Raw genomic sequence first — 23,431 nt, 5'->3', positions numbered from 1 at the left:
GTTAACAGAGCCGGGTGGCCTCAGTTCGCCACGTGAACTCGCACCAGACGCACTTGCCGCCGCCCCGCGACTCCACGCCCCAGGCGTCGGAGATCCGCTCCACCAGGAGCAGCCCCCGGCCGGAGACGCCCGCCTCCCCCGCCTCGCGGCGGCGGGGCAGCGCACTGGACCGGTCCTCGACCTCCACGCGCAGCCGCCGCTCGGTCCCGCTCAGGACCCGCAGGGTCACGATCGCCCCGCCGTCGGTGTGCATCAGCGCGTTGGTCATCAGCTCGTCCGCAACCAGCTCGATCTCGTCCGCGCGCTCACCCCCGCCCCAGGCCCGGACCGCGGCCCTGATCATGTGCCGGGCCGAGCTCAGCGCCTCGGGGTCGCTCTGGGCGACGTGCTGCCGGAACCGGCCGGCGCCCTGCGGGCCGAACGTGGCCTGGCGGCGGAGCAGCAGGATCGCCACGTCGTCCTCGCCGCCGCGGTCGGCGACCACGTCGCACAGGTGGTCGGCGAGCTGCTGGAGGTCGGCGGGGCCGCGCCGGACGAGGGAGGTGAGCCACTGGAAGCCCTCGTCGAGGTCGGCGCCCGGCTTCTCCACCAGACCGTCGGTGTAGAGCATCAGGGTCTGCCCGGGGTCCAGCTCCAGGGCGGTCACGGGGTAGTCGAGCCGGCCGAACTCCGCGGAGAGCCCGAGGGGCAGCCCGCCCTCCACCGGGAGCCTGCGGCAGCGGCCGTCGATCTCCCGGACCAGCGGGTCGACGTGTCCGGCGCGGACGATCTGGACGACCCCGGTGCCGAGGTCGACCTCGGCGTACGTGCAGGTGGCGAAGCGTTCGGTGTCGAGCTCGTGGAGGAAGACGGAGGCCCGGGCCATGACCGTGGCCGGGGGGTGCCCCTCGGCGGCGTAGGCACGCAACACGATCCGGAGCTGGCCCATGACGGCCGCCGCGTGGGTGTCATGGCCCTGGACGTCGCCGATGACGGCGCCGACCCGTCCCCCGGGGAGCGGGATGATGTCGTACCAGTCGCCGCCGATGTCCCGGCCGAGCCGGGCCGAGCGGTAGCGGACGGCCGTCTGCGCGCCCTGCACCTCGGGGATCCGGCGCGGCAGCATCGCCTGCTGGAGCCCTTCGGCGAGGTCGTGCTCCTGCTCGTACAGCATGGCGCGCTGGAGGCTCTGGGCGATGCTGCTGCCGAGGGCGACGAGCAGGGTCCGCTCATCCTCGCTGAAGCCGGTCTTGTCGCTGTAGAGCAGCCCGAGCGCGCCGATGGGCCGGGCCTGGGCGATGAGCGGCAGATAGGCGGCGGCGGTGATGCCGAGCCCGCTGATGTGCGGCCAGAGCACCGGGAAGGACTCGGCGAAGTCCTGGGCCGTGTCGATGAACCGGGGCCGGAGGGTACGGATCACCTCGCCCATCGGGTACGGCTCGTCCACCCGGGTGAAGCGGGTGCCCGGCACGAAGGCGCCGTCGGGGCCCTCCGCGACCAGGTGGATGCGGCCGGCTTCGAGGAGGCCCATGACAAGGCTGGCGGCGCCGAAGTGTTCGAGGGCGTGCGAGTCGTTGAGCAGGTCGATGACGTCCTGCACGGTCCTGGCGTAGGCCAGGGCGGCGGTGGTGCCCTCGACGACGCCGGCGCGTCGGCGGCGTCCCTCGTCGAGGCCGAGCCGGGCGGCGGACTCGGACAGTTCGTGGGTGGCGTCGCGGAGGACGCCCACGATGCGGACCGGCCGGCCCGTGTCGTCGCGATGGACCAGTCCCTGGGTGTGGGTCCACTGGTGGATGCCGTCGCGGCGGCGGATGCGGAAGTACGCGCCGTACTGGTCGCTGCCCTCCTTGAGCGCCTGCGCCACCAGGGTGTCGAGACGGCGGCCCTCGTCGGGCAGGACCCGGGAGCCGAGGCTCTCCGGGCGGTCGTCGTAGTCCGCGCGGTCCAGGTCGAAGACCTCGAGGGCGGCCTCGTCCATGATCATCGTCCCGGTGAGCAGGTCCCAGTCGAAACCGCCCATCCGGAAGGCCGAGCCGTAGTCATGGAGGATCCGCGCTCCGACGCCGGGCGGCCCCGGCCGCGCGGGCTCGCCGGAGCCCGTCGACTCACCCGAGCCCGTCTGCTCACCCGAGCTCGTCTGCTCGCCGGGCTCGGCGGGCTCGGCGGGTGGGGCCGAATCCGCCGGAGCGCCCGGCTCCGCCGGCCCGTCCGGCTCCGTCGCCTCGCCGGGCTCCGTCGTCACGCCGGAATCCGTCGCCGCGTCCGGCCCTGCCGGCCCGTCCGGCTCCGTCGCCGCACCGGGCTCCGTCGTCGCGACGGAATCCGTCGCCGCGTCCGGCCCTGCCGGTTCGTCCGGCTCCGTCGAATCGACCGGCGCCGCCGTTTCCTCCCGGTCCTTCGCCTCGCCCGGCCCCGTCGCTCCGCCCGGCTGCCTCGGCTCCCCCGGCGCACGGCGAAGCCGCTCGGCCGCCTCCCCGCCCCCTCTGCCCGCGTTCATGGGGCCACGCTAGGCGCAGCTCCGCCCCTGCGCACCATGAAGATCCGTTTCACCCCGTCGCTCCTCAGCCTTCGAACGTCTCGGGCTGCTCCGGCCCCGTGTCGGGCGGGAAGAACTCCTCGGGCGGAAGCCCACCCTCCGGAGCTGTCGGCGGCTCGACGGGCGGCTCGACCGGGGGCTCGGCGTACGGGTCCGCGTACGGATCGGCGTGGGGGTCGGCATCGGGGTCCGCGTACGGGTCCATGGACGGGTCGGGGAACGGCTCCGAGGTCGGCTCCTCGTACGGGTCGGGGTACGGCTCGCCGGAGGCGTCGGGGTACGCGGGCGACGGGTCGGTGCCGGTGCCGCCGCTCCCCGACGGGTCCGGGATCACGGGTGCGGGGTCGGTCGGGACCGGGGTGCTCAGGTCGGGCGTGGCCGGGGCGGGCCGCACGGGATCGGGCCGGGTCGGATCGGGTCGCGCCGGGTCGGGCCGCGCCGGGTCCGGCGTGGCCGCCTCGGTCAGGTGGCACGCGTCCGGGTCGCACGACGGCTCCACCACGGGCTTGCGGTCCTCGGCCCCGTCGCTGCCGGTCCGTCGCTCGATCCAGGTGCGGTCCGCGGCGTTCACGATGACCAGGCTGGTGACGACGGTGCTGGTCGGCCGGACGACGATCACGTGCTCGGGGTCGAAGCCGTCCCACGGGTCGCCCTGGTGGATGCCGCCCTGGACGGAGACCGGCGTGCGGAGCGGGTTGCCGCAGGCGCAGCGGACGCGCGGGGAGCCGTACTGGTCGACGAGGACCGCCGTGCCGGTCTGGAGGACGGACTGGAAGGCGGTGGCACCGCCGTCCCGGTAGCCGTGGTTGGTAACCCGGGTGTCGGCGCGCAGGACGACCGGGGTCAGTCCGCGCAGCCAGCCGGGGACGTTCCCCTCGGGGATTCCTGCCGCCTCGGCGAAGGCCCGGGTCCGGCCGGGGTCGGCGGCGAGGAAGGCGGCCTGCTGCTCGACGTCGCAGCTCGCCTCCGCCCGCGTGCCGCCGTAGAGGCCGGGGGTGGAGCCGGTGACCTCGCGGATCTGCTGGACGGAGGCGGCGCCGGGGTCGCGTACCACCGGGGTCGCGGGGGCGGCGATCCGGGCGGTGGACGGGGTGAAGGGGTCGGGGCCCCGGGCGGCGACCGGCTGCAGGAAGACCTCCTGGGCGGTGGCTGCCTCGGGCTGCTCGCCGTGGCTGCCGCCCTCCCCGCCGGAGGAGCAGCCGGCGACGAGGAGCGTCGACGCGAGCGCGGTGATCGCGGTGATCGCGGCGGGCCCGGTGAGCACGGCGGGTCCGGGAGCGGCAGGGGTTCGCCGCGTCCGGTGCTGGGATGAGCGCACCTGGTTCTCCCGTTTTCTCTCCCCGGGGCCCGGTGCCCGGTTGCGGCCAGTGCCTCATGTCTGTCGCAGCGCGCGGGCCCCCGCAAGCGGAGGAAGGCCGACCGGGTCGACCGGCACCCGACCGGGCGAACGCCCTACTTGAACACGTTCAAGAAAGGCTCTACGCTCAACCCGTCAGTTGAACACGTTCAAGTCGACGGGGGGGGTGTCCCATGACCGCGCTGTCGCTGCTGGTGAACCCGGTCGTGATGATCGGCATGTTCTGGGTGGTCCCGACGGGACTCGCGTTGCTCGACGGCCCCAGGCCGCCGGGCTGGGACCCGCTCCGCCGCGCCTGGCCCCTGCTCGCCGCCCCCGGGGCGCTGGCCCTGTGGCTGCCGCGCTCAGGGATCGCGGCGGCACTCGCCGCCGTCTACGCCCTGGCCACGGTGGCGCTCGCGCTCCAGGCCCCGGCGCGGCTGACCCTGACCCGTTCCCTGCGGCCCCGGGAGATCGCCGTCCTCACGGCCCTGGTCGCGCCGTCCGTCGCGGGCCTGGCGCTCGTCGCCGAGCGGGCCTCGTACCCGCTCTTCGGCTTCGACCTGGACCTCCTCGCGCTGACCGTGCCGCACTTCCACTTCGCGGGCTTCGCCGCCGCTCTCGTCGCCGGGCTCGTCTGCCGCGCCGACGACGGTCCGACCGCCCGCTTCGCCGCCCTCAGCGTCCCGTCCGGCACCCTGCTCGTCCTGGTCGGCTACTTCGTCGACGACTGGGCCGAGCTCGTCGGGGCGGTCGTCCTCACGGCCGGCATGACGGCCGTCGCGGTCCTCACTCTGCGCGAGCGCCGGGACCTCGCGGCCGGCCGGCTCACGCGCGGGCTCCTCGCCGTCTCGGCCCTGGTCCTCGCCGTCACCATGCTGCTCGCGCTGAGCTGGGCGCTCGGCGAGGCCACGGGACTGCCGCACCTCAGCCTGACGTGGACGGCCGCGACACACGGCCTGGGCAACGCCCTCGGCTTCGCCGTCTGCGCCCTGCTCGCCCGCCGCCGCCTCCGGACGGACCGGCCGACGCCGACGCCGACACCGACACCGACACCGACACCGACACCGACACCGACAGCATCACCGACACCGACAGCATCACCCGCCCACCCGCGAACGGAGATCCCGGCATGACCCGCCTCACGACCGGCCTCACCCGCACCGCCCGCCCCCGCCCGAGCCTCACCTACCCCGAGGTCGGCGCCACCCGCGCCCCGGAGAGCCTCCCGGAGGGCTACCACCACCTGCGGCACAGCGCGGTCGTCGGCCACGGCCGCACCGCCTTCGAGGCCGCCGGCGCCGCTGTCACCACCTGGCGGACGCACCGCGCCTCCGGGGCGACCGTCCGCAGCGAGGCCGTCCGTGCCGAGCCCGGCATCCATCTGGAGGTGTCGGTGGGCGTCGGACCGGTCCGGCTCGGCGCCCCGTGCGCGGTGGTCTGGACGGCGTACGAGGAACACCGCGTCGGCTTCGCCTACGGCACCCTGACCGGGCACCCGGAGCGCGGGGAGGAGTCCTTCGTCGTCACGCTGGAGCCCGACGGCTCGGTCCGGTTCACGGTCACCGCGTTCAGTCGGCCGGCGGCCTGGTACACGCGTCTCGCCGGCCCCCTGATCCCGCCGCTCCAGCGGGCGTACGCACGCCGGCTGGGCCGGACCCTGCGGCGCCTCGTCAGGACCTGATCCCGGGCCGATACTGGAGGGGATGGAGTGGTTCACCGCGCCCGACCTGTGGCTGAGCCGGACCATGTTCCAGCGGGGCCTCGCCGGGCTGTACTGCGTGGCGTTCCTTTCGGCCGCCCTCCAGTTCCGGGCGCTGATCGGTGAGCGCGGCATGCTCCCGATACCGGAGTACGTCGGCAGGACCCGACCGCGTGACACCCCGTCCCTCTTCCACTGGCGCTACTCCGACCGGCTGTTCGCGGCCGTCGCGTGGACCGGGGCCGCGATCGCCCTGGCCCTCGTGGCGGGCGCCGGGGACGCGGTGCCGCTGCCGGTGTCGATGCTCCTGTGGTTCGTCCTCTGGGCGCTGTACCTGTCGATCGTGAACGTGGGCCAGACCTGGTACTCCTTCGGCTGGGAGTCGCTGCTCCTGGAGACCGGGTTCCTCGCGGTCTTCCTCGGCAACGACGACATCGGACCGCCCGTCCTCGTCCTCTTCCTGCTGCGCTGGCTGCTCTTCCGGGTCGAGTTCGGCGCCGGGCTCATCAAGATCCGCGGCGACCGCTGCTGGCGGAATCTCACCTGCCTCTACCACCACCACGAGACACAGCCGATGCCCGGCCCGCTGAGCTGGTTCTTCCACCACCTCCCGCGCCCGCTGCACCGGGTCGAGGCGGCCGCCAACCACGTCGTCCAGCTGTTCGTGCCGTTCCTGCTCTTCACCCCGCAGCCGGTGGCCGGCATCGCCGCGTGCCTCATGATCGCGACCCAGGTGTGGCTGGTGCTCTCCGGGAACTTCGCCTGGCTGAACTGGCTCACCATCGTGCTCGCCCTGTCGGTGGTGGACGCCTCCGCGCTCACCGGGGAGCACCCGCGGCCTGCCCCGCCGCTCTGGTACGTCGTCCTGGTCGTCGCGGTGACCGTCTTCGTCCTGGTCCGGAGCTACCGCCCGGTGCGCAACCTGCTCTCCCGCAACCAGGCGATGAACCGCTCGTACGACCCCTTCCACCTGGTCAACACCTATGGCGCCTTCGGTACGGTCGGCCGGGTACGGGACGAGATCGTCGTCGAGGGCACCGACGACCCGGTTCCGCACGCGGGCACGGTGTGGCGGGAGTACGGCTTCCGGGGCAAGCCGGGCGATCCGCGCCGGTTGCCCCGCCAGTTCGCCCCGTACCACCTCCGGCTGGACTGGCTCATGTGGTTCGCCGCCCTCTCCCCCGGGTACGCCCGCGACTGGTTCGGGCCCTTCGTGGAGCGGCTGCTCGACGGCGACCGGGACACGCTGCGGCTGCTCGCCCACAACCCCTTCCCGGACGCGCCGCCGGCCCTGGTCCGCGCCCGGCTCTACCGGTACCGGTACACGACCTGGCGCGAGCTGCGCGCGACCGGCGCCTGGTGGCACCGCACCCTGGTGCGCGAGTACCTGCCGCCGATCCGGCTACGAGAACCTGCGGACCGGTGAGGGGACGCGTACCGCACACACGCGAGGCACGCACCGGGCGCCGGACACGCCGCTGCCCCCGGCCGGAAGGCGGCCGGGGGCAGCGGTGGAGCAAGGGTTACACCAGGGCGCCGACTCAGTCGATGCCAGGCAGGATGTGGGGCTCCGCGAGGTCGTCCTCGTAGCCCGCCAACCGGATGGGGGCCGAGCGGGCCCACACTTCGAGGCTTCCGAGCTCGCCGTTCCGGCGGGGCCGGTCCTGGGGCTGGTCCGGTCTCGGTTCCTGCTTCGTCAGTTCGGTTGTCACCGCGCACTCCTTTGTGTCGCGTACCTGTGAGGACTGGGTGCCGTCGGTCGCGGTGGCGCCGTTCATCGGGCGGGACCGCGGCCTTGGTGGAAGGCCAGTCCCCGGACCGGCCGTGAGGATGGTGTGTCTCCTCGGTGGCCGACCGATGGACATCACAGTAACCAAATGAGCACGTCCGCGCTCTACCGGGCTCGAAAGTGTGACGCGATCGAGTGAAACAAGCCGGAAAGGGCGCCCCACCAGGCGGTGGGGCGCCCTTTCCGGGACGGCGGGACCCGCCGCCTACCAGTTCGCGGGGGCGTAGTCCTTCAGGAAGCAGCCGTAGAGGTCCTCGCCGGCCTCGCCGCGCACGACCGGGTCGTAGACGCGGGCCGCGCCGTCGACGAGGTCGAGCGGAGCGTGGAAGCCCTCCTCGGCGAGGCGCAGCTTGTCGAAGTGCGGACGCTCGTCGGTGATCCAGCCGGTGTCGACCGAGGTCATGAGGATGCCGTCGGTCTCGAACATCTCCTGGCCGCTGGTCCGCGTCACCATGTTCATCGCGGCCTTCGCGGCATTGGTGTTCGGGTGCCCCGCACCCTTGTAGCCGCGGCTGAAGACGCCTTCCATCGCCGAGACGTTGACGATGTAGGAACGCCCGCTGGCCGCCTTCTTCGCGGCCTCTGCCATCACCGGACGCAGCTTGCTGATGAGGATGAACGGAGCCGTGTAGTTGCACAGCTGGGTCTCGAGGAGCTCCACCGGGGAGATCTGCTCGATGCTCTGCACCCAGGTGTTGCTCTCGACGACGTCCGGCACCAGGCCGCCGGCGTCGATGGCGGTGCCGTCGAGGTGCCGGGCGATGCTGGCGTTGCCCGCGACCAGGGCGAGGTCGGCGACCTGCTGCGCCTCCAGGCCGCTCACACCGGCGGGCAGCGCGGCGGCCGTCCCGAGCTCGCCGACCGCGCCGGAGTTGAAGGCGCCGATGACGTGGTGGGCCGGGAGCTCGCCGGCGGGCAGGGCGGCGTTCTCGCCGTCGACCAGGGCGGCGTAGGCGGACGGCAGGCGGCGGACGGTCTGCGTCGCGTTGTTGATGAGGATGTCCAGGGGACCGGCCTCGGTCATCTGGTCGGCGAGGGCCACGGCCTGGGCCGGGTCGCGCAGGTCGATGCCGACGACCTCCAGGCGGTGCATCCAGTCCGCGGAGTCGTCCATGGCCTTGAAGCGGCGGATGGCGTCCTTGGGGAAGCGCGTGGTGATCGTCGTGTGCGCGCCGTCGCGGAGCAGCCGCAGCGCGATGTACATGCCGATCTTGGCCCGGCCGCCGGTGAGCAGCGCGCGCTTGCCGGTGAGGTCCGCGCCGGCCTCCCGCTTGGCCCGGTTCAGCGCCGCGCAAGGCTGGCAGAGCTGGTGGTAGAAGTAGTCGACCTCGACGAAGCGCGTCTTGCAGACGTAGCAGGAACGGGGGCGCTGGAGTATCCCGGCGATCCGCCCCTCCTCCGTCACCGAGGACGGCAGGATGCCCTCGGTCTCGTCGTCGATGCGCTGCGCGGAGCCGGTGGCCGTGGCCTCGGTGACCGCCTTGTCGTTGGCGGTCTTGGCGGCCCGGCGCTCCTGGCGGCGGCGCTGCTTCACGGTCCGGTAGATCCCGGCGGTGGCGCGCCGGACGACGATGGCGTCCGGGTGGTCGACGTCCAGCTTGTCGAGCTCGTCGAGGACGCTCAGGCAGACGGCCAGGCGATCGGGGTCGACGCCCGGCCCGTAGTCCTGGTTTTCTTCGGTCACCGTCATGGCCTTCGGGTTCCTCGTTCGCTCGTCCGTCGTCGCCGCTTGCGGGCTCTCGAAGAAGCAACTTTACGGAGCGGGGGGCCGCCCCTCCAAACCCGCTCGGGGGGCGTGGTCGAAGACACAGTCCCCGCACAGTCCGCCGCCGGGGCAGCGGTAGTAGAGGCAGCAGCTGGTACGGCGCAGCTGGGGGCCGCGGACCGTACCGGCGAGGTCGGGGTGGTCGAGGAGCCCGGAGACGAGGGTGGCGGCCCGCTCGGCGACCTCCGGCCGGTCCTGGGCGCGGGCCCAGCGGGTGAGCTCGCGCAGGGCGCCGGCGAGGGCGGAGCCGGCGTTGCCCCAGAGCAGCCGGGGTGAGATCCGGCCGTCGCGGCGCAGGGCCGCGTGCAGCGGGACGAGGTGGGCCTCCTGGACGGCGGCGCGGAGCTCCTCCACGGTGCCGGGGCGGGTCGCGGAGCCGGCCCACCACAGGTCGTCGGGGGAGGTCAGCGCCCCGTCCCAGTACAGCTCGGCGGGGTCAAGGGCGGGGAAGCGCCCGTACAGCGCGGCGGGTCCGAGCGCGGTGGACCAGAGCCGGGCCGCGAGCCCGAGGTGGGCGACGGATGCCCCGACGCGCCGCTCGGGAGCGTGGAGCCGGGCGGCGACCCGGTCCACGCGCGCGGCGAGAGGGCCGTCCTCCCCCGCGTACAGGAGGGCGAGGGGGAGGTGTGCTCCTCCGGTCTCCGGCGCGGTGGTCCGCAGCGCGAAGAATCCGCCGACCGATCCGCTCTCGACGAGATCCATGTCCTGTCCCACGCCCGTGCCCCCCTGCTCCTGTGGCGAATATCGCCGTGTGCCCTGCGGCGCACGTCGCCGCGCGCCTTGCGGCGGACGTCGCCGTGTACTTCTGCGGCGAGCGTCGCCGGGGCGGATGTCGCCGGGGCGAAGTCTTCGCCCCGGCGATGATTCTTCCGCACCGGAACCGGCTGCCCGATTCACCCCCTTCCACCCCTTCCGACCTGCGCGGGTGTACATCTCCGGTCGTACACGCGGGCCGTGTACTGCGATGGCGGTATCCGCCAGGACGTCCCCTGGTACGACGCCGAAATCGCCCGGAAGAGAGATCGTGGAAGGTATGAGTCCCCTCCTGCTGTCCGTGATCCTCGCCCTGGTCTCGGCGGTCGCCTACGCGGCCGCGGCGATCGTGCAGGAGCGGGTCGCGGCCTCCGCCGCCGGTCCGCGCTACGCGCCGCTGCGCAGCCCTGCCTGGTGGGTGTCCGTCCTGCTCAACGGTCTCGGCGCGACCCTGCACGTGGCCGCCCTGGCGTTCGGTCCGCTCAGCCTGGTCCAGCCGCTGGGCGCTCTGACGATCGTCTTCGCGCTGCCCATGGCGGCCCTCTTCGTCGGCCGCCGGGCCGGGCGGCGCGCCTGGCGCGGCGCCCTCATGGCCACCGTCGGCCTGGCCGGGCTGCTGAGCCTCACGAACGGCTCCGACACCCAGTCCCTGGCCGACGCGGAGCGGTGGCTGCTGGCGGCGGGCACGGTCACCCTGGTGGCCGTCCTGTTCACCGTGGCGCACCTGGTGGGCCGGTCCGTGCTGCGCAGTGTGATCCTGGCCGCGGCCGCCGGCGTCTCCTTCGGCATGGCCTCGGTCTTCACCAAGTCCGTCGCCGAGGAGTGGACCTCGGGCGCCCCGCTCGCCGAGTGGACCGGGCTGCTCGTCCTCTCGGCGCTCGCCGTGACCGGGCTGCTCCTCTCCCAGGCCTCGTACCGGGGCGCCGGGCTGGCCGCGCCGCTGGCCACGGTCACCGTGGTGAACCCGGTGGTCGCGGCGGCCGTGGGCCTGACCCTGTTCGGCGAGAGCTTCCGCTACGGCACGGCGGGCACCGTCGCCGCGCTGGTCTGCGGCGCGGTCGCGGCGGGCGGCCTGGTCCAGCTCACCCTGGACCGCATGACGGTGCCGCCGGAGGCGCTGTCGGTGTCAGAGCCGGCCGGAGAGGCCCGGCCGGTGCGGAACGCGGAGTCAGATGGAGACTCCCCGCGCCCTGAGGTAGGCCAGGGGGTCGATGTCGGAGCCGTACCCGGCACCCGTCCGCACCTCGAAGTGGAGATGCGGTCCCGTGCTGTTGCCGGTCGACCCTGAGCGCCCGATGCGCTGACCGCCCTGGACCCGCTGGCCCTCGCGGACGGTGAGCGCGGACAGGTGCGCGTACTGGCTGTAGCGGCCGTCGTCGTGGCGGAGGACGATCTGGTAGCCGTACGCGCCGCCCCATCCCGCGGAGACGACCCGGGCGTCGGCGACGGCCTTGACCGAGGTGCCGGTGGGGACGGGGAAGTCGACTCCGGTGTGATAGCCGCTGGACCAGGAGGAGCCGCGGGTGCCGTAGCGGGTGCCGATGCCGCCGGCGATGGGGGCGGAGTAGCGCTCTTCGTCCGGTGTGGCGGTCGGCTTGGGCTTGGGCGCGGGCCGGCTGCTCTGCTTCGGAGGGGCGGGCGTGGAGGAGGGCTTCGCCTTGGGCTTGGAGGACGGCTTCGCGGTCGGCTTGGTCGGTGTCGCCGTCGGCGCGGTCGAGGACTGCGCGACGGGCCTGGCGACGGGCTTCGGGACCGGCTTGGTGGTGGCCTGACCGGTGGGCTTGGCAGCAGGCCTGGTCGTGGGCTTCGCGGTGGGCCTGGCGGTGGGTTTCGTGGCCGGCTGTACGGCGGCGGGCCGGGTCGGGGAGGCCGGGGGCGTCACGGCCCGCGGGGGCGCGGTCGGGGCCTCCGCCTTCCTGGGCGCGGCGATCCGCAGGGTCAGCCGCTGGCCGGGGTGGATGAGGTCCGGGTCGTCTCCGACGACCGGCCGGTTCGACTCGTACAAGCCCTTCCAGCCGCCCCGGACCCGCTCCTCGCGGGCGATCTTCGAGAGGGAGTCGCCGGGTGTCACCGTGTACATCTCACGGACCGTGGGCACGGTGGTCGGGCCGGCGCTCCGGGCGGTCTGCTCGGGTAACGCGCGCTGCCCGGGCAGGGAGGCGGTCCTCGGCGCGTTCCCCCCGGTGGAGGGGCGTCCGGGAGTGACGTCGGGCGTCTCGCCGCCCTTGGCGAGACCCGCGCGGGAACCGCACGACGGCCAGGCGCCGGGCCCCTGGCCCTTGAGGACCCGCTCGGCGATCGCGATCTGCTGGTCCTTCGAGGCGAGGTCGGCGCGGGGCGCGTAGTGCGTGCCGCCGTAGCTCTCCCAGGTGGACTGGCTGAACTGGAGCCCGCCGAAGTAGCCGTTTCCGGTGTTGATGCGCCAGTTGGAGGAGGACTCGCAGGCCGCGACCTTCTCCCAGACGTCGAGCGAAGCCGCCTGTACCGCGCCCGCGCCGATCAGCGGCAGCGCCATTCCGGCGCCTCCCGCGGTGACGGTGAGCGAGGCACGGTTGATCCGGCTCGGCTGGTGGCGGCGGTGACGTCCGCGTACGGCCATGGGCCCCCCTTGAACACAGCGACAGCCGTCCAAGTTAGGGGTGGCGCACGCTCCGTGACAAGGGCCGGCACGAAACCTCACGCCTCTTCTGTCACCTTCCGGTTGACGGCGGGCGGAGCCCGGCCGGGCCCGGCTGGGGCTGAGGCTCGGGTTCCGGTACGGGACCGCCGGGCTCGGGCACCGGGGTGGGCACGGGATCCGGCGGCACCGGCACGGGGTTCGGCGGCGGCACGGGCGGCGGCGAGGGCACCGGGGGCGGGATGGGCGCCGGGGGCATCGGTTCGGGGTTCGGGAGCGTCATCACGGACCTCTCGGTCGTCGGGATCGTCCCTTCCCAGGGTGACCCGACGGGCACGCCCGCGCCCGCCGGACGCCTTCCTCCGGGTGGGCCGGCCCACCCGGCCCGCCGGGGTCACCGGAAGCCGGGGGTCACCAGAGGCCGGGTGTGGCCTTGAGCTGGAGCTTCGCCGCGCGGACCATGTCCGACGGGGGTACGGGGGCCTCGTCCGGGTGGCGCTCGGCCCACTTGGCGGCGTACGGGCAGAGCGGCACGACGGGGACGCCCTCGGCGGCGGCGATCGCGTAGAACTCGCGCACGAGCGCCCCGGCGATCCCCTTGCCCTCGTGTCCGTCCTCGACGATGGTGTGGACGGCCACGAGGGCGTGCGGCGCGGCGTCGAGGACGAAGTAGACGATGACGCCGACGAAGGTGTCCTCCTCGAACGCCTCAAGGCGCCCGTTCGTCCGGTCGTCGCGGATCTTCAGCTCGGCCATGCGGCGGCTCTCCTCGGGTCAGCTCTGTACGGGCACGGGCACGGCGTGCGGGGCACGCACCGTGTCGCTCCCGGGCACGGGGGCGGAGGCGTCCTCCCCGAGCTCCACGATGCGGTTCTCGCCGTCGACGTGCACGACACGCGGCACAAAGGCGCGCGCCTCGGCGTCCTCGACCTGCGCGTAACTGATGAGGATCACGAGGTCGCCGGGGTGCACGAGGTGGGCGGCGGCGCCGTTGATCCCGATGACGCCGGACCCGCGCTCACCCTCGATGACATAGGTCTCCAGGCGGGCCCCGTTGTCGATGTCGACGATGTGCACGAGCTCGCCGGGCAGCAGATCGGCCGCCTCCATGAGCTCGGCGTCGACGGTGACCGATCCGACGTAGTGGAGATCGGCCTGGGTCACGGTCGCGCGGTGGATCTTGGACTTGAACAGAGTGCGCAGCACTGTGGACTCCTCGAAGACGGCTCCCTGCCTGCTTTCTGCAGGTCAAGGGCGGCCTCGACTCTACACCGACACCCCCGTCCGATGTTTGTGAGGAACATCGCCCCGGTCGGGCGATACGGGTCCCCACCTGGGTTTTCACGCCGTCGCCGACGACGCGTCACGAAGGCGAGCGCGAAATCAGCCCCCCGCCCTTGCGACAGGGAGCCCTTTTCAAGCCGGCCGTGAGGCTGTGGTGTTGGTCGGGCGGGCTCCCTGTCCAGACCGCTCAGTGGGCGCAGGGGAATCGCGAACTCGCCTCCGTCCGGGGCGGCCCCCGGAGGGAGCACTCCTACCCGGCAGACGCCGCACCCCGGTCGGCGCGGTCCTCGTCCTCGATGGACCGGAGGGCGGCGAGCCAGCCGCCGTACGTGGTGATCTCGCGGGCGCCGTCGATGGCCTCCGGCTCGCAGAGGAAGCCGGGCACGAAGCTGCCGTCCGCGAGTTCCACGCTGCCCAGCGCCATCGGGCGGGGCAGCGACGAGAGGAGTGTGCCCAGCCCCTCGGCGGGGAGCTGCCACACCTCGGCCTCGATCGCGGCACCGCCTTCACGGACCCGGACAAGTCCCGGCTTGAGCGGGACCGTGTCCAGTGCGTACAGCCGGTAGGCGGGCGCGGTGGTGGTCGTGCGTTCCAGGCGGCCGCCCAGGGCGAGCAGTTGCCCGTTCAATGGCTGTCCGGACAGATGTGCGCCGACCACCGCGAGACGCGTCGGCGGGGCGGTGAGCAGGCCGGCGACGCGGGCGAGCCGCTCGTCCGTGAATGCCCGGCCGATCAGCATGACGCCGAACGGCCGCCCCTTCACCTCGCCGGCGGGGACGGCGACCGCCGCCATGTCGAACAGGTTCGTCGAGTTGGTGAACCGGCCGAGGCGGGCGTTCGCGCCCAGGGGGTCGGCGGCGACCTCGGCGAGGGTCGGGTGCCCTGGTGTCGTCGGGAGGAGGAGCGCGTCCGCGTCGCCCAGTGCGGCCATGGCCCTGGCACGGAGGGCGGACAGCTTCGCGCGGTCCGCGTAGAGCCGGTGGGCCGGGACGTCACGTGCCCCGGAGATGATCCCGGCCACGGTCGGGTCGAGGTCCGCCGCGCCCGCGTGTCCGTCGACGAAGGTGCCGACTGCGGTGTAGCGCTCGGCGACGAACGCGCCCTCGTACAGCATCGCGGCCGCCTCGGTGAACGGCGCGAGGTCGACGGGCCGGAGTTCGGTGCCCGCTTCGGCGAGCCGGGCCGCGGCCGCCTCGAATGCCTCGGCCCAGCCTTCGTCCAGCTCGCCCAGGTGCCCCGGCTCGGGCACGGCGATCCGCCAGGGTCCTGCTTGGCGCTGCTCCACGACCGGGAGCTCGCGACCCGTCGGTGCCACCATGAAGGACAGCGCCCGCTCGGCCTCCGGGAGGGTGCGGGCGAAGACGGTCACGCAGTCGAGCGACGCGCAGGCCGGGACGACGCCCTCGGTCGGGACCAGGCCGAAGGTCGGTTTGAGACCGACGACGCCGTTGAAGGCGGCGGGGACCCGGCCCGAGCCCGCGGTGTCGGTGCCGAGTGCGAAGTCCGCGATGCCGAGCGCGACGGCGACCGCCGAGCCGGACGAGGAGCCGCCGGAGACGTACGCAGGGTCGACGGCGTTCCGGACGGCGCCGTACGGGCTGCGCGTACCGACCAGGCCGGTCGCGAACTGGTCGAGGTTCGTGGTGCCGAGGAGCACGGCGCCCGCCGCCTTCAGGCGCGCCACCGCCGGGGCGTCGGCCTTCGGCGAGTAGGCGTACGGGGGGCAGCCGGCGGTGGTCGGGAGCCCGGCCACGTCGATGTTGCCTTTGACCGCGAACACCGTGCCGGCGAGCGGCAGCCGCTCGCCGGCCGCGACTCTCGCGTCGACCGCGGCGGCGTCCGCCTCCGCTTCCTCCCGGGGGCGCAGATCGATCCACACCTCGGGCCGGTCCACCTGGGCGACACGGGTGTACGCGGCCCGTACCCGCTCCACTGTGGTGATCATGCTGTTGCCTCCGCGGTCTCGACGGGAGCGAGGACGACGAGCGCGGTGCCGGCCTCGACCTGGCTGCCGGGTGTGACCAGGACCTCCGCGACGACGCCGTCGGCGGGTGCCGGTACCGGCGCCTCCATCTTCATCGCCTCCAGCGCCACCAGCTGCTGACCCGCCGACACCCTGTCTCCGACCTCGACGTCGACCTGCCAGACGCAGGCGGTGAACTCGGCCTCGACGAGACGGCCTCCCTCCGGCACCGTGACGTCGGCGGCCGGCGGCACGGCCTCGCCCGCGGCCTCGGCGCGGGCGAACTCGCCGGCGGCCTCCCAGGCGTCGCGTTCCGCGGCGAACGCCCCGCTCTGCCGCGCTCGGAACGCGGCGATCGGCGCGGCGTTCCGGTCGAGGAACCCGCGGTACTCGGCGAGCGAGAAGGTGCCTTCCTCCGTCTTCGGCACGAACCTTCCGGAGATGATGTCCGCGCGCAGCTCCAGGAGTTCGTCTGCGCCGACCGGGTACCACCTGATCCGGTCGAAGAAGCGCATCAGCCAGGGCCTGCCGGATTCGAAGGCGCCGCGCTGCTGCCAGCCCGACCACACCTGCGTGGTGCGGCCGACGAACTGGTATCCGCCCGGGCCCTCCATGCCGTAGACGCACAGGTACGCGCCGCCGATGCCGACCGAGTTCTCCGCGGTCCAGGTGCGGGCCGGGTTGTACTTGGTGGTGACCAGACGGTGCCGCGGATCGAGAGGAGTGGCCACGGGTGCTCCGAGATACACGTCGCCCAGGCCGAGCACCAGGTACTCGGCCTCGAAGACGGTCCGGTACACGTCGTCGACCGTTTCCAGGCCGTTGACGCGGCGGATGAACTCGATGTTCGAGGGGCACCACGGGGCGTCGTCGCGCACGCCGGCCGTGTAGCGGGCGATGGCCTCGCGGGTCGCCGGGTCATCCCAGGACAGCGGCAGGTGCACGGTCCGGCTGGGCACCACCAGCTCGTCGGTGGCCGGGAGTTCCTCCTCCACGCGCAACACGGCGTCGAGGAGCGCCTGCGGGGACAGCACGTCGGGGTTCGTCTGGATCTGGAGCGACCGGATGCCCGGGGTCAGGTCGACGACGCCGGGGAGGCCCCGCGCGGCCAGCGCCTCCGCGAGCGCGTGGACGCGCATGCGCAGCGCCAGGTCGAGCTGCATGGGCCCGTACTCGATGAGGAGGTTGTCGTCACCGCTGCGCCGGTACGTGACCGCCGGGCGGCCTTCGCTCTCGTCCAGGCGCGCGAGGACGCCACCGTCGACGATGGCCTCACGGTCGGCCCGCGGCTCGGAGGCAGGATTGCGCCGCAGCTCCCCCGCCGCCGCCGTGGTGACCGGGACGAAGCGGACGGTGTCGCCGGGGCGGAGCTGGCCGAGCTTCCAGCGCTGTCCGGTGACGACCGTCGCCGGACAGACGAAGCCTCCGAGAGAGGGCCCGTCGGGGCCGAGGAGGACGGGCATGTCGCCGGTGTAGTCGACGGCGCCGACGGAGTACGGCGTGTCGTGGATGTTGGAGGGGTGCAGCCCCGCCTCGCCGCCGTCCGGGCGTGCCCAGCGCGGCTTGGGGCCGACCAGACGGACACCGGTGCGCGCCGAGTTGAAGTGCACCTTCCAGTCCGCGGCGTAGAAGTCGCGTATGTCGTCCTCGGTGAAGAACTCCGGTGCGGCGTGCGGGCCTTCGACCGCACCGACCCGCCACACGGTGTCGAAGGATGGCCGCTCGTCGACGGGGACGACCGCGGTCTCCGTACGCGCCTCGCCGCCGTGCAGTACGTCGCCCGCGCGCAGGGCGCGGCCACCGTGCCCGCCGAACCGGCCGAGGGTGAAGGTGGCCGCGCTGCCCAGGAACCCGGGTACGTCCAGGCCGTCCGCGAACAGCACGTAGGTGCGCAGTCCCCGTTCGTCGGGGGCGCCGACGGCGAGCGTCTGTCCGGCGTCGACGGTGATCGGCTCCCACTGCGGCACGGGAAGGCCGTCGATCGTCACTCCTGCCGGGGCTCCGGTGACGCAGACCGTCGTCGGGTGGGTGAAGCGCAGGGAGGGGCCGTGGAGGGTGCACTCCAGACCGGGTGCTCCCTCGTCGTTGCCGAGTGCGGTGTTGCCGAGCCGGAAGGAGAGGTCGTCCATCGGGCCGCCCGGGGGGACGCCGACCTGCCAGTAGCCGGTGCGGCCGGGCCAGTCCTGCACGGTGGTCAGGGTGCCCGCCGCGACGACCTCGATGCGCGGAGTGGGGTCGGCGATCGCCGCGAGCGAGGCGGTCGAGTGGCCGGCGGCGCGTACGTCGCTGTGGCGGAGCGCGGCCCGCACCAGGCCGAGGTTGGTCTCGATGCCGTCGACGCGGGTCGCGGCGAGCGCCGCGTCCAGCCGGTCGAGCGCCTGGGCTCGGTCGGCTCCGTGCGCGATGACCTTGGCGAGCATCGGGTCGTACGCGGTGGTGACCTCCGTGCCGGTCTCGACCCAGGCGTCGACGCGGATGTCCGCGGGGAAGACGACGCGGGTCAGCAGCCCGGCGCTGGGACGGTGGTCGCGTGAAGGGTCCTCCGCGTAGATCCGGGCCTCGACGGCGTGGCCGGTGGGCGCGGGAGGTTCGGTGACGACCGCGGTGTCACCCTGCGCGAGGCGGAGCATCCACTCGACGAGGTCGACGCCGTAGATCTCCTCGGTGACCGGGTGCTCGACCTGGAGGCGGGTGTTGACCTCCAGGAAGTAGGCCTCCTCGCGGGCGGCGTCGTACACGAACTCGACCGTGCCGGCGGAACGGTAGTCCACCGACGCGCACAGGTCCCGGGCGGCCTCGGCGAGCCGGTGCCGGACGTGGTCCGGGAGGCCGGGTGCCGGGGCCTCTTCCAGGACCTTCTGGTGACGGCGCTGGAGAGAGCAGTCGCGGTCGCCGAAGGTGACGATCTTGCCCTGTCCGTCGCCGAAGACCTGCACCTCGACGTGCCGGGCTCGCTCCACCAGTCGTTCCAGGAAGACGCCGGCGGAGGAGAAGGAGGCCGCGGCCACGCGCTGCACCCTCTCCCAGGCTTCGGCGAGATCGGCCGCGCCGTGACACGCCTGCATGCCGATGCCGCCTCCGCCGCCGGTCGCCTTGAGCATCACCGGGTAGCCGGTCTCCTCGGCCGCCGCGAGGGCGGCGTCCACGTCGGGGAGGAGCCCGGTCCCCGGGGCGAGGGGCACGCCCGCCGCCTGTGCGGCGGCGCGAGCGGTGTGCTTGGCCCCGAAGAGCTCCAGCTGTTCCGGAGTGGGGCCGACGAAGACGATGCCGGCATCGGCGCAGCGGCGCGCGAAGTCGGCGTCCTCGGACAGGAAGCCGTAGCCGGGATGGATCGCGCCCGCGCCGGTGTCCTTGGCGGCCTTGAGGACCAGATCGGCGTCGAGGTAGGACTCCTTGGCGGGCGCCGGACCGAGCCGGACGGCCTCGTCGGCCAGCCGTACGTGCTCGGACCCGCGGTCCGCGTCGGAGTACACCGCGACGGTGCGCAGGCCGAGCCGGCGGGCGGTGCGGATGACGCGTGCCGCGATCTCGCCGCGGTTGGCGACCAGCAGGGTGTCGAACGTCATCGTGGTCAGACCTCGTCGCTGTCGTCGGGCTTGTCGCAGTCGTCGGGCTCGGTGATCGTCATCCGTACGGCCGTCGGGTCGAATCCGTTGCAGGGGTTGTTGATCTGCGGGCAGTTGGAGAGGAGCACCAGGACGTCGGTCTCGGCGCGGAGCACGGCGCGGAGCCCGGGGGCCGAAAGGCCGTCGACGATGCCGAGGGTGCCGTCCTGCTCGACCGGCACGTTCATGAACCAGTTGATGTTGGAGACGAGATCGCGCTTGCCGAGTCCGTGCCGGGCTCCCTCGGCAAGGAAGTTCTCCACGCAGGCGTGCTGCGACCAGGTGTGGTGGCCGTAGCGGAGGGTGTTGGACTCCTTGGAACAGGCGCCGCCGATGGTGTCGTGGCGTCCGCAGGTGTCCTCGACGACGGTCATCAGCGGGGTGTGCTCGTTGGACATCAGCACCGAGCCGGTGGTCAGGAAGAGGTTTCCCTGGGCCTGGATCGTGTCGGGGGCGCTGTAGCGCACGGAGGTGTCGTGCGCGTCGTAGAGGAGGAAGTCGGCGGCCTGGTTGCCGTGGAGGTCGGTGACGGTCAGCGACTGGCCCTTGCGGACGACCGCGGACCAGGCGGCGCGGGCGGGGACGGTGTCGTCGGAGACGACGCGGCCCCGCGTGCTGGTGGCGGTCATGCGATCCCCCGGGCGGTGAGGTGGTCGACGGTGTTCAGGAAGGCGCGGCGTCCTTCGGGCGTGGCGTCCCACAGCGGGTCGCCGGGGGCGGTCGGGCAGGCCCGGTACGCGAGGACGCCGAGGTTCCCGCAGCGGTACTCGGGGCGTGGGTCCAGGGGGTGCGGGACGTTGGCGATCAGGACGACCACGTCCTGTTCGACGCGGAGCGTGACGGTCCCGCCGGGGCCGGCGGAGCCGGTGAACTCGGTGGAGCCGTCCTCGGTGATCCGTACGCCCTGGAAGAAGGAGACGGACGGGGGGAGGTCGCGCGGGGTGAGGCCGTTCTTGAGGGCGGCGAGCTTGAACAGCTCGCGGCCCGCCGGCGAGGCGGACTGCGGGGTCCCGTCCCCGTACCGCTCGGTGTTGCGCACGAGGGTGGAGGTGCCGGTGAGGGCGTCGTGCCGGCCGGAGGAGTCCCGGGTGAGAGAGGCGAGGACCCGGCCCTGGTCGGACAGGAGCAGGTGCCCCTCGCCGAGGTACGCGTTCCACAGCACCTTGACGGTGTCGGCCGCGTTCAGCCGCTCCCAGGGGCGGTCGGCACTGTGGAGCAGCAGGTGAGCGCAGGCGTCGCCGGTGAGGTCGGTCAGCCGCAGCTCGGTGCCCCGTGCGAGGACCTTGTGGGTGTAGTTGCCGCCCGCCACGGTCTCGGCCCACACGACGTCTCCGGCGGCCACGCCCTCGGGCGGCGCGGGCCACCCGCTCGCGGGCAGTACGGGCATGGCGTCGACCCGCGTGCCCTCCTGTGCGCGGGCATGGTCGCGCGCGCCGTGCGTCGACGCTGTCGCTGACGGTGTCGCCATCGCTCAACCTCCGGTCGGGAGTCATTTCTGTCGCTTGACAGAAATTAGGGAGCGGTCGCTTCGCGGCCATTGCCCGTGCGTTTCGCGTCGGTTACCGGAAACTCACCCGCGGGCTCGGCCCGGAGGGAGGCTCCGGCCCTGTGCGAGGATCACGGAGTGACCACGCCCACCAGCAGAAAAGTCGGCCGGCCGCGGGTCCAGGAGCGTCCCGCGAGCGGCTTGGAGCCCCGCGCCGAAGTCCTGGCCGGGGCGGCCGAGCTGTTCACCACCCGTGGCTACACCGCGACCTCCACCCGCACGATCGCCGAACGCGCCGGACTGCGGCAGGCGTCCCTGTACCACTACTTCGACGGCAAGGAGGCGATCCTCGCGGAGCTCCTGGAGGGGACCGTCCGGCCCTCGCTGGAGGTGGCACGCGGGCTGGTGTCCGGCGGGGAGGCGACTCCGGAGGCGCGCCTGTGGGCCTTGTGCCACTCCGACGCGGCGCTGCTGTGCGGCGGACCGTACAACCTGGGCGCGCTCTACCTGCTGCCCGAGGTGCAGACGGACCGCTTCACCGACTTCCACGAGGTGCGGTCCGAACTCAAGCGGTGTTACGGGGAGTTGCTGGCCGCCACCGAGCCGGGAGCAGCCCTCGGCGCGGCGGACCTGGCGCTCCGCACGGACCTGCTCTTCGGCCTCACCGAGAGCGTGATCCTCATCCGGCGTGCCGACCCGGACCGCGACGAGCGGGCCTTGGCGGAGGCGACGGCCGACGCGGCCCTTCGGGTGGCGGGCGTGCCGCAGCGCTCCCTGTCACGGCTGCGCCGCGAGGGGCAGCGGCTCCTCGCGGCGAACGCCTGACGCGGCATCGGGCGGCACGTCACACAGCGGGCGGGTGACGCGGTGCGTCAGGCCAGGAGGCGTGCGTCCCCCATCGACGCTTGACCGGCCTCCTTGCGGAGGCGGTACCAGCGGTACGCCGCCCCCGTCGCGACCGTGGCGCCGACGAACAGGACCGTGAACCACTGGAAGTACCAGTGGCCGCCCTCGGGGTCGTACACCTCGGCGCGCGGCCAGGCGAGGTTGACCGTCATGAAGAGGCCGTAGCCGACCGCGAGGGCGTTGACGGGCAGTCCCCAGCGGCCGAGGGAGAACAGCGGCCTGCCGAGTTCGTCGCGGTCGCCGGCGGCGGCCGGCGGCCACTCTCCGCGCAGCCGCCGGACCAGCATCGGCCCGGTGACCATCGCGTACGCCAGGTACACCATCGCGATGCACGTGGTGCCGATGGCGAGGAAGGCCTGCGGCGAGGCGAGGTTGAGCAGGAGCAGCAGCCCCGCGCAGACTCCGACCACCACCGCGGCCGTTCCGGGCATCCCGGTCCGCGCCGGCACCCGGGCCAGCCGCGCCGAGCGCGGGAGGACGCCGTCGCGGGCCATGGAGTAGAGCATGCGGGTCGCCGAGGTCTGGATCGCGAGGGTGGCCGCGCAGATGGCCAGGGCCACGTCGGCGAGCAGGACCCTGCCGAGGTCGTCGCCGAGGGTGCTGGTGAGCACGTATCCCAGGCCCTCGGTGGCGAGGCGGCCGTCGGTGAGGCTGGGCGCGGCGAGCAGGCCGCCGAGCAGCAGAAGGCCGCCGCAGACGCCGGACGTGGTGAGGGCGCTCAGCGTCGTACGGGGAGCGGTGCGCCGCGGGTTGACGGTCTCCTCGCTCATCTCGCTCGCGCTCTCGAAGCCGATGAGGACGTACGCGGCGGTGAACGAGCCCACGAGGAGCGCCGTGATCAGGCCGCCCTGGCCGCCGGTGTGCAGGGTGATGCCGGGATCGCGCTCGGCGTGGGTGGCGAGGAGGGTGACGATCAGGGCGACGCCGGCGATCTCGGCGGTGACACCGACCGTGTTGACTGCCGAGAGCGCGCGGTTGTCCAGGACGTTGAGGAGCGTGGTGAGCGCCAGCAGGATGAGGCCGAGGACGGCTGCGTTGGCGGCTCCGCTCGTCGTCGTGGGTGAGGGGTCCCCACCGACGAGCTGGAAGCCCGGCCAGACCGCGGGGAGTACGACCTGGAGCGCGAGGGCGGCGGCCGCCACGACGACGATCCGCCCGATGACCATGATCCACCCCGCGTACCAGCCGAAGGCCGGGGTGCCGAGCCGGCTCGCCCACTGGTAGATCGCCCCCGCGATGGGCATCCGGGCCGCGAGTTCGGCGAAGCAGGCGGCGACGAGGAGCTGGCCGACGAGGACGACGGGCCAGGTCCAGAAGAAGCCCGGGCCCCCGAAGGAGTAGCCGAGGGAGAAGAACTGGAAGACCGTGGTCAGTACGGAGATGAAGGAGAACCCGGCGGCGAAGGACGCGTACCGCCCCATCCGGCGACGCAATTCCTGCTGGTAGCCGAACGCGGCGAGCGAGCCCTCGCCCGCGGCGCCGGGCGAGGGAGGTGCCGGCGGAGCGGGATCGGTGGTGACGGTCATGGCGGTCCCCTGTCGCGGAGGCGAGTTCCTGCGAATACCTGTCGGGTGACAGAAATTAGGGACGGCCGGTTTCCGCCGCGTGTCGCGACCGTGTCCCCGCCGTTAGCGACCCCTCTCCTGACGCCCCGACCGGACCGGGAGAGGCTTCGACGAGCACACACGTGGAAGGGCTCCGGGCGAACGC

18 protein-coding genes are annotated in these 23,431 nt (G+C 73.4%); 5 read left to right on the top strand and 13 right to left on the bottom strand.

Annotated features, from left to right (window positions below):
* Position 1: 1 nt before the first annotated feature.
* Both OG580_RS32100 and OG580_RS32095 read right to left on the bottom strand, forming a co-directional pair.
* A complete protein-coding gene (locus OG580_RS32100; protein WP_267048206.1) occupies positions 2-1,999 on the bottom strand; it encodes a SpoIIE family protein phosphatase in 1,998 nt (665 codons plus the stop codon).
* A gap of 541 nt (positions 2,000-2,540) precedes the next feature.
* Positions 2,541-3,779: a DUF6777 domain-containing protein gene (locus tag OG580_RS32095; RefSeq protein WP_267047145.1), complete on the bottom strand. Its 1,239-nt coding sequence runs from the start codon at positions 3,777-3,779 to the stop codon at positions 2,541-2,543.
* A gap of 275 nt (positions 3,780-4,054) precedes the next feature.
* On the opposite strand from OG580_RS32095, the gene OG580_RS32090 reads away from it, so the two are divergent.
* Genes OG580_RS32090 through OG580_RS32080 form a run of 3 tightly spaced genes read left to right on the top strand, consistent with a single transcriptional unit; the run spans position 4,055 to position 6,979 of the window.
* Positions 4,055-4,987 (top strand): YndJ family protein, encoded by a 933-nt coding sequence (locus OG580_RS32090; protein WP_267048205.1) that lies wholly within the window; start codon positions 4,055-4,057, stop codon positions 4,985-4,987.
* A complete protein-coding gene (locus OG580_RS32085; RefSeq protein ID WP_267047144.1) occupies positions 4,984-5,535 on the top strand; it encodes a DUF1990 family protein in 552 nt (183 codons plus the stop codon). The genes OG580_RS32090 and OG580_RS32085 overlap by 4 nt, the downstream gene beginning before the upstream one ends.
* A 22-nt stretch (positions 5,536-5,557) precedes the next feature.
* Positions 5,558-6,979 (top strand): lipase maturation factor family protein, encoded by a 1,422-nt coding sequence (locus OG580_RS32080; RefSeq protein WP_267047143.1) that lies wholly within the window; start codon positions 5,558-5,560, stop codon positions 6,977-6,979.
* Between the two features lie 115 nt (positions 6,980-7,094).
* On the opposite strand, the gene OG580_RS32075 is transcribed toward OG580_RS32080, so the two are convergent.
* The 3 genes from OG580_RS32075 to OG580_RS32065 all read right to left on the bottom strand — a co-directional run bounded on the left by OG580_RS32075 (position 7,095) and on the right by OG580_RS32065 (position 9,809).
* Entirely contained in the window at positions 7,095-7,265 is a 171-nt protein-coding gene (locus OG580_RS32075; RefSeq protein ID WP_267047142.1) for a hypothetical protein, read from the bottom strand.
* A gap of 282 nt (positions 7,266-7,547) precedes the next feature.
* Complete coding sequence (locus OG580_RS32070; RefSeq protein WP_267047141.1) at positions 7,548-9,032, bottom strand: SDR family NAD(P)-dependent oxidoreductase; 1,485 nt, start codon at positions 9,030-9,032, stop codon at positions 7,548-7,550.
* Positions 9,033-9,095: 63 nt separating this feature from the next.
* A complete protein-coding gene (locus OG580_RS32065; RefSeq protein ID WP_267048204.1) occupies positions 9,096-9,809 on the bottom strand; it encodes a (2Fe-2S)-binding protein in 714 nt (237 codons plus the stop codon).
* Between the two features lie 331 nt (positions 9,810-10,140).
* Between OG580_RS32065 and OG580_RS32060 the strand changes: the two genes are divergently transcribed.
* Entirely contained in the window at positions 10,141-11,148 is a 1,008-nt protein-coding gene (locus OG580_RS32060; RefSeq protein ID WP_267047140.1) for a DMT family transporter, read from the top strand.
* Here the strand turns inward: OG580_RS32060 and OG580_RS32055 are convergent.
* The 7 genes from OG580_RS32055 to OG580_RS32025 form a co-directional block, all read right to left on the bottom strand.
* A complete protein-coding gene (locus OG580_RS32055; protein WP_267047139.1) occupies positions 11,029-12,459 on the bottom strand; it encodes a transglycosylase family protein in 1,431 nt (476 codons plus the stop codon). The two genes, OG580_RS32060 and OG580_RS32055, sit on opposite strands and share 120 nt — an antisense overlap.
* Before the next feature lie 429 nt (positions 12,460-12,888).
* On the bottom strand, positions 12,889-13,233 hold the full coding sequence (locus tag OG580_RS32050; protein WP_267047138.1) for a GNAT family N-acetyltransferase: 345 nt from the start codon (positions 13,231-13,233) through the stop codon (positions 12,889-12,891).
* Between the two features lie 18 nt (positions 13,234-13,251).
* A complete protein-coding gene (gene panD, locus OG580_RS32045) occupies positions 13,252-13,683 on the bottom strand; it encodes an aspartate 1-decarboxylase (RefSeq protein ID WP_267047137.1) in 432 nt (143 codons plus the stop codon).
* Positions 13,684-14,011: 328 nt separating this feature from the next.
* Positions 14,012-15,706 (bottom strand): allophanate hydrolase, encoded by a 1,695-nt coding sequence (gene atzF / locus OG580_RS32040; RefSeq protein ID WP_267047136.1) that lies wholly within the window; start codon positions 15,704-15,706, stop codon positions 14,012-14,014.
* Positions 15,703-19,290: an urea carboxylase gene (gene uca, locus OG580_RS32035; RefSeq protein WP_267047135.1), complete on the bottom strand. Its 3,588-nt coding sequence runs from the start codon at positions 19,288-19,290 to the stop codon at positions 15,703-15,705. The genes atzF and uca overlap by 4 nt, the downstream gene beginning before the upstream one ends.
* Positions 19,291-19,295: 5 nt before the next feature.
* Positions 19,296-19,958 (bottom strand): urea amidolyase associated protein UAAP2, encoded by a 663-nt coding sequence (locus OG580_RS32030; protein ID WP_267047134.1) that lies wholly within the window; start codon positions 19,956-19,958, stop codon positions 19,296-19,298.
* A complete protein-coding gene (locus OG580_RS32025; RefSeq protein ID WP_267047133.1) occupies positions 19,955-20,797 on the bottom strand; it encodes an urea amidolyase associated protein UAAP1 in 843 nt (280 codons plus the stop codon). Before OG580_RS32025 ends, OG580_RS32030 begins: the two co-directional genes overlap by 4 nt.
* 156 nt (positions 20,798-20,953) lie before the next feature.
* On the opposite strand from OG580_RS32025, the gene OG580_RS32020 reads away from it, so the two are divergent.
* A complete protein-coding gene (locus OG580_RS32020) occupies positions 20,954-21,640 on the top strand; it encodes a TetR/AcrR family transcriptional regulator (RefSeq protein ID WP_267047132.1) in 687 nt (228 codons plus the stop codon).
* A 47-nt stretch (positions 21,641-21,687) separates the two neighbouring features.
* Here the strand turns inward: OG580_RS32020 and OG580_RS32015 are convergent, their stop codons facing one another.
* On the bottom strand, positions 21,688-23,247 hold the full coding sequence (locus OG580_RS32015; RefSeq protein WP_267047131.1) for an amino acid permease: 1,560 nt from the start codon (positions 23,245-23,247) through the stop codon (positions 21,688-21,690).
* Between the last annotated feature and the right edge of the window lie 184 nt (positions 23,248-23,431).

The organism is Streptomyces sp. NBC_00094 (assembly GCF_026343125.1).
Classification (GTDB): domain Bacteria; phylum Actinomycetota; class Actinomycetes; order Streptomycetales; family Streptomycetaceae; genus Streptomyces.
This window is presented reverse-complemented; position numbering and strand designations above follow the sequence as displayed.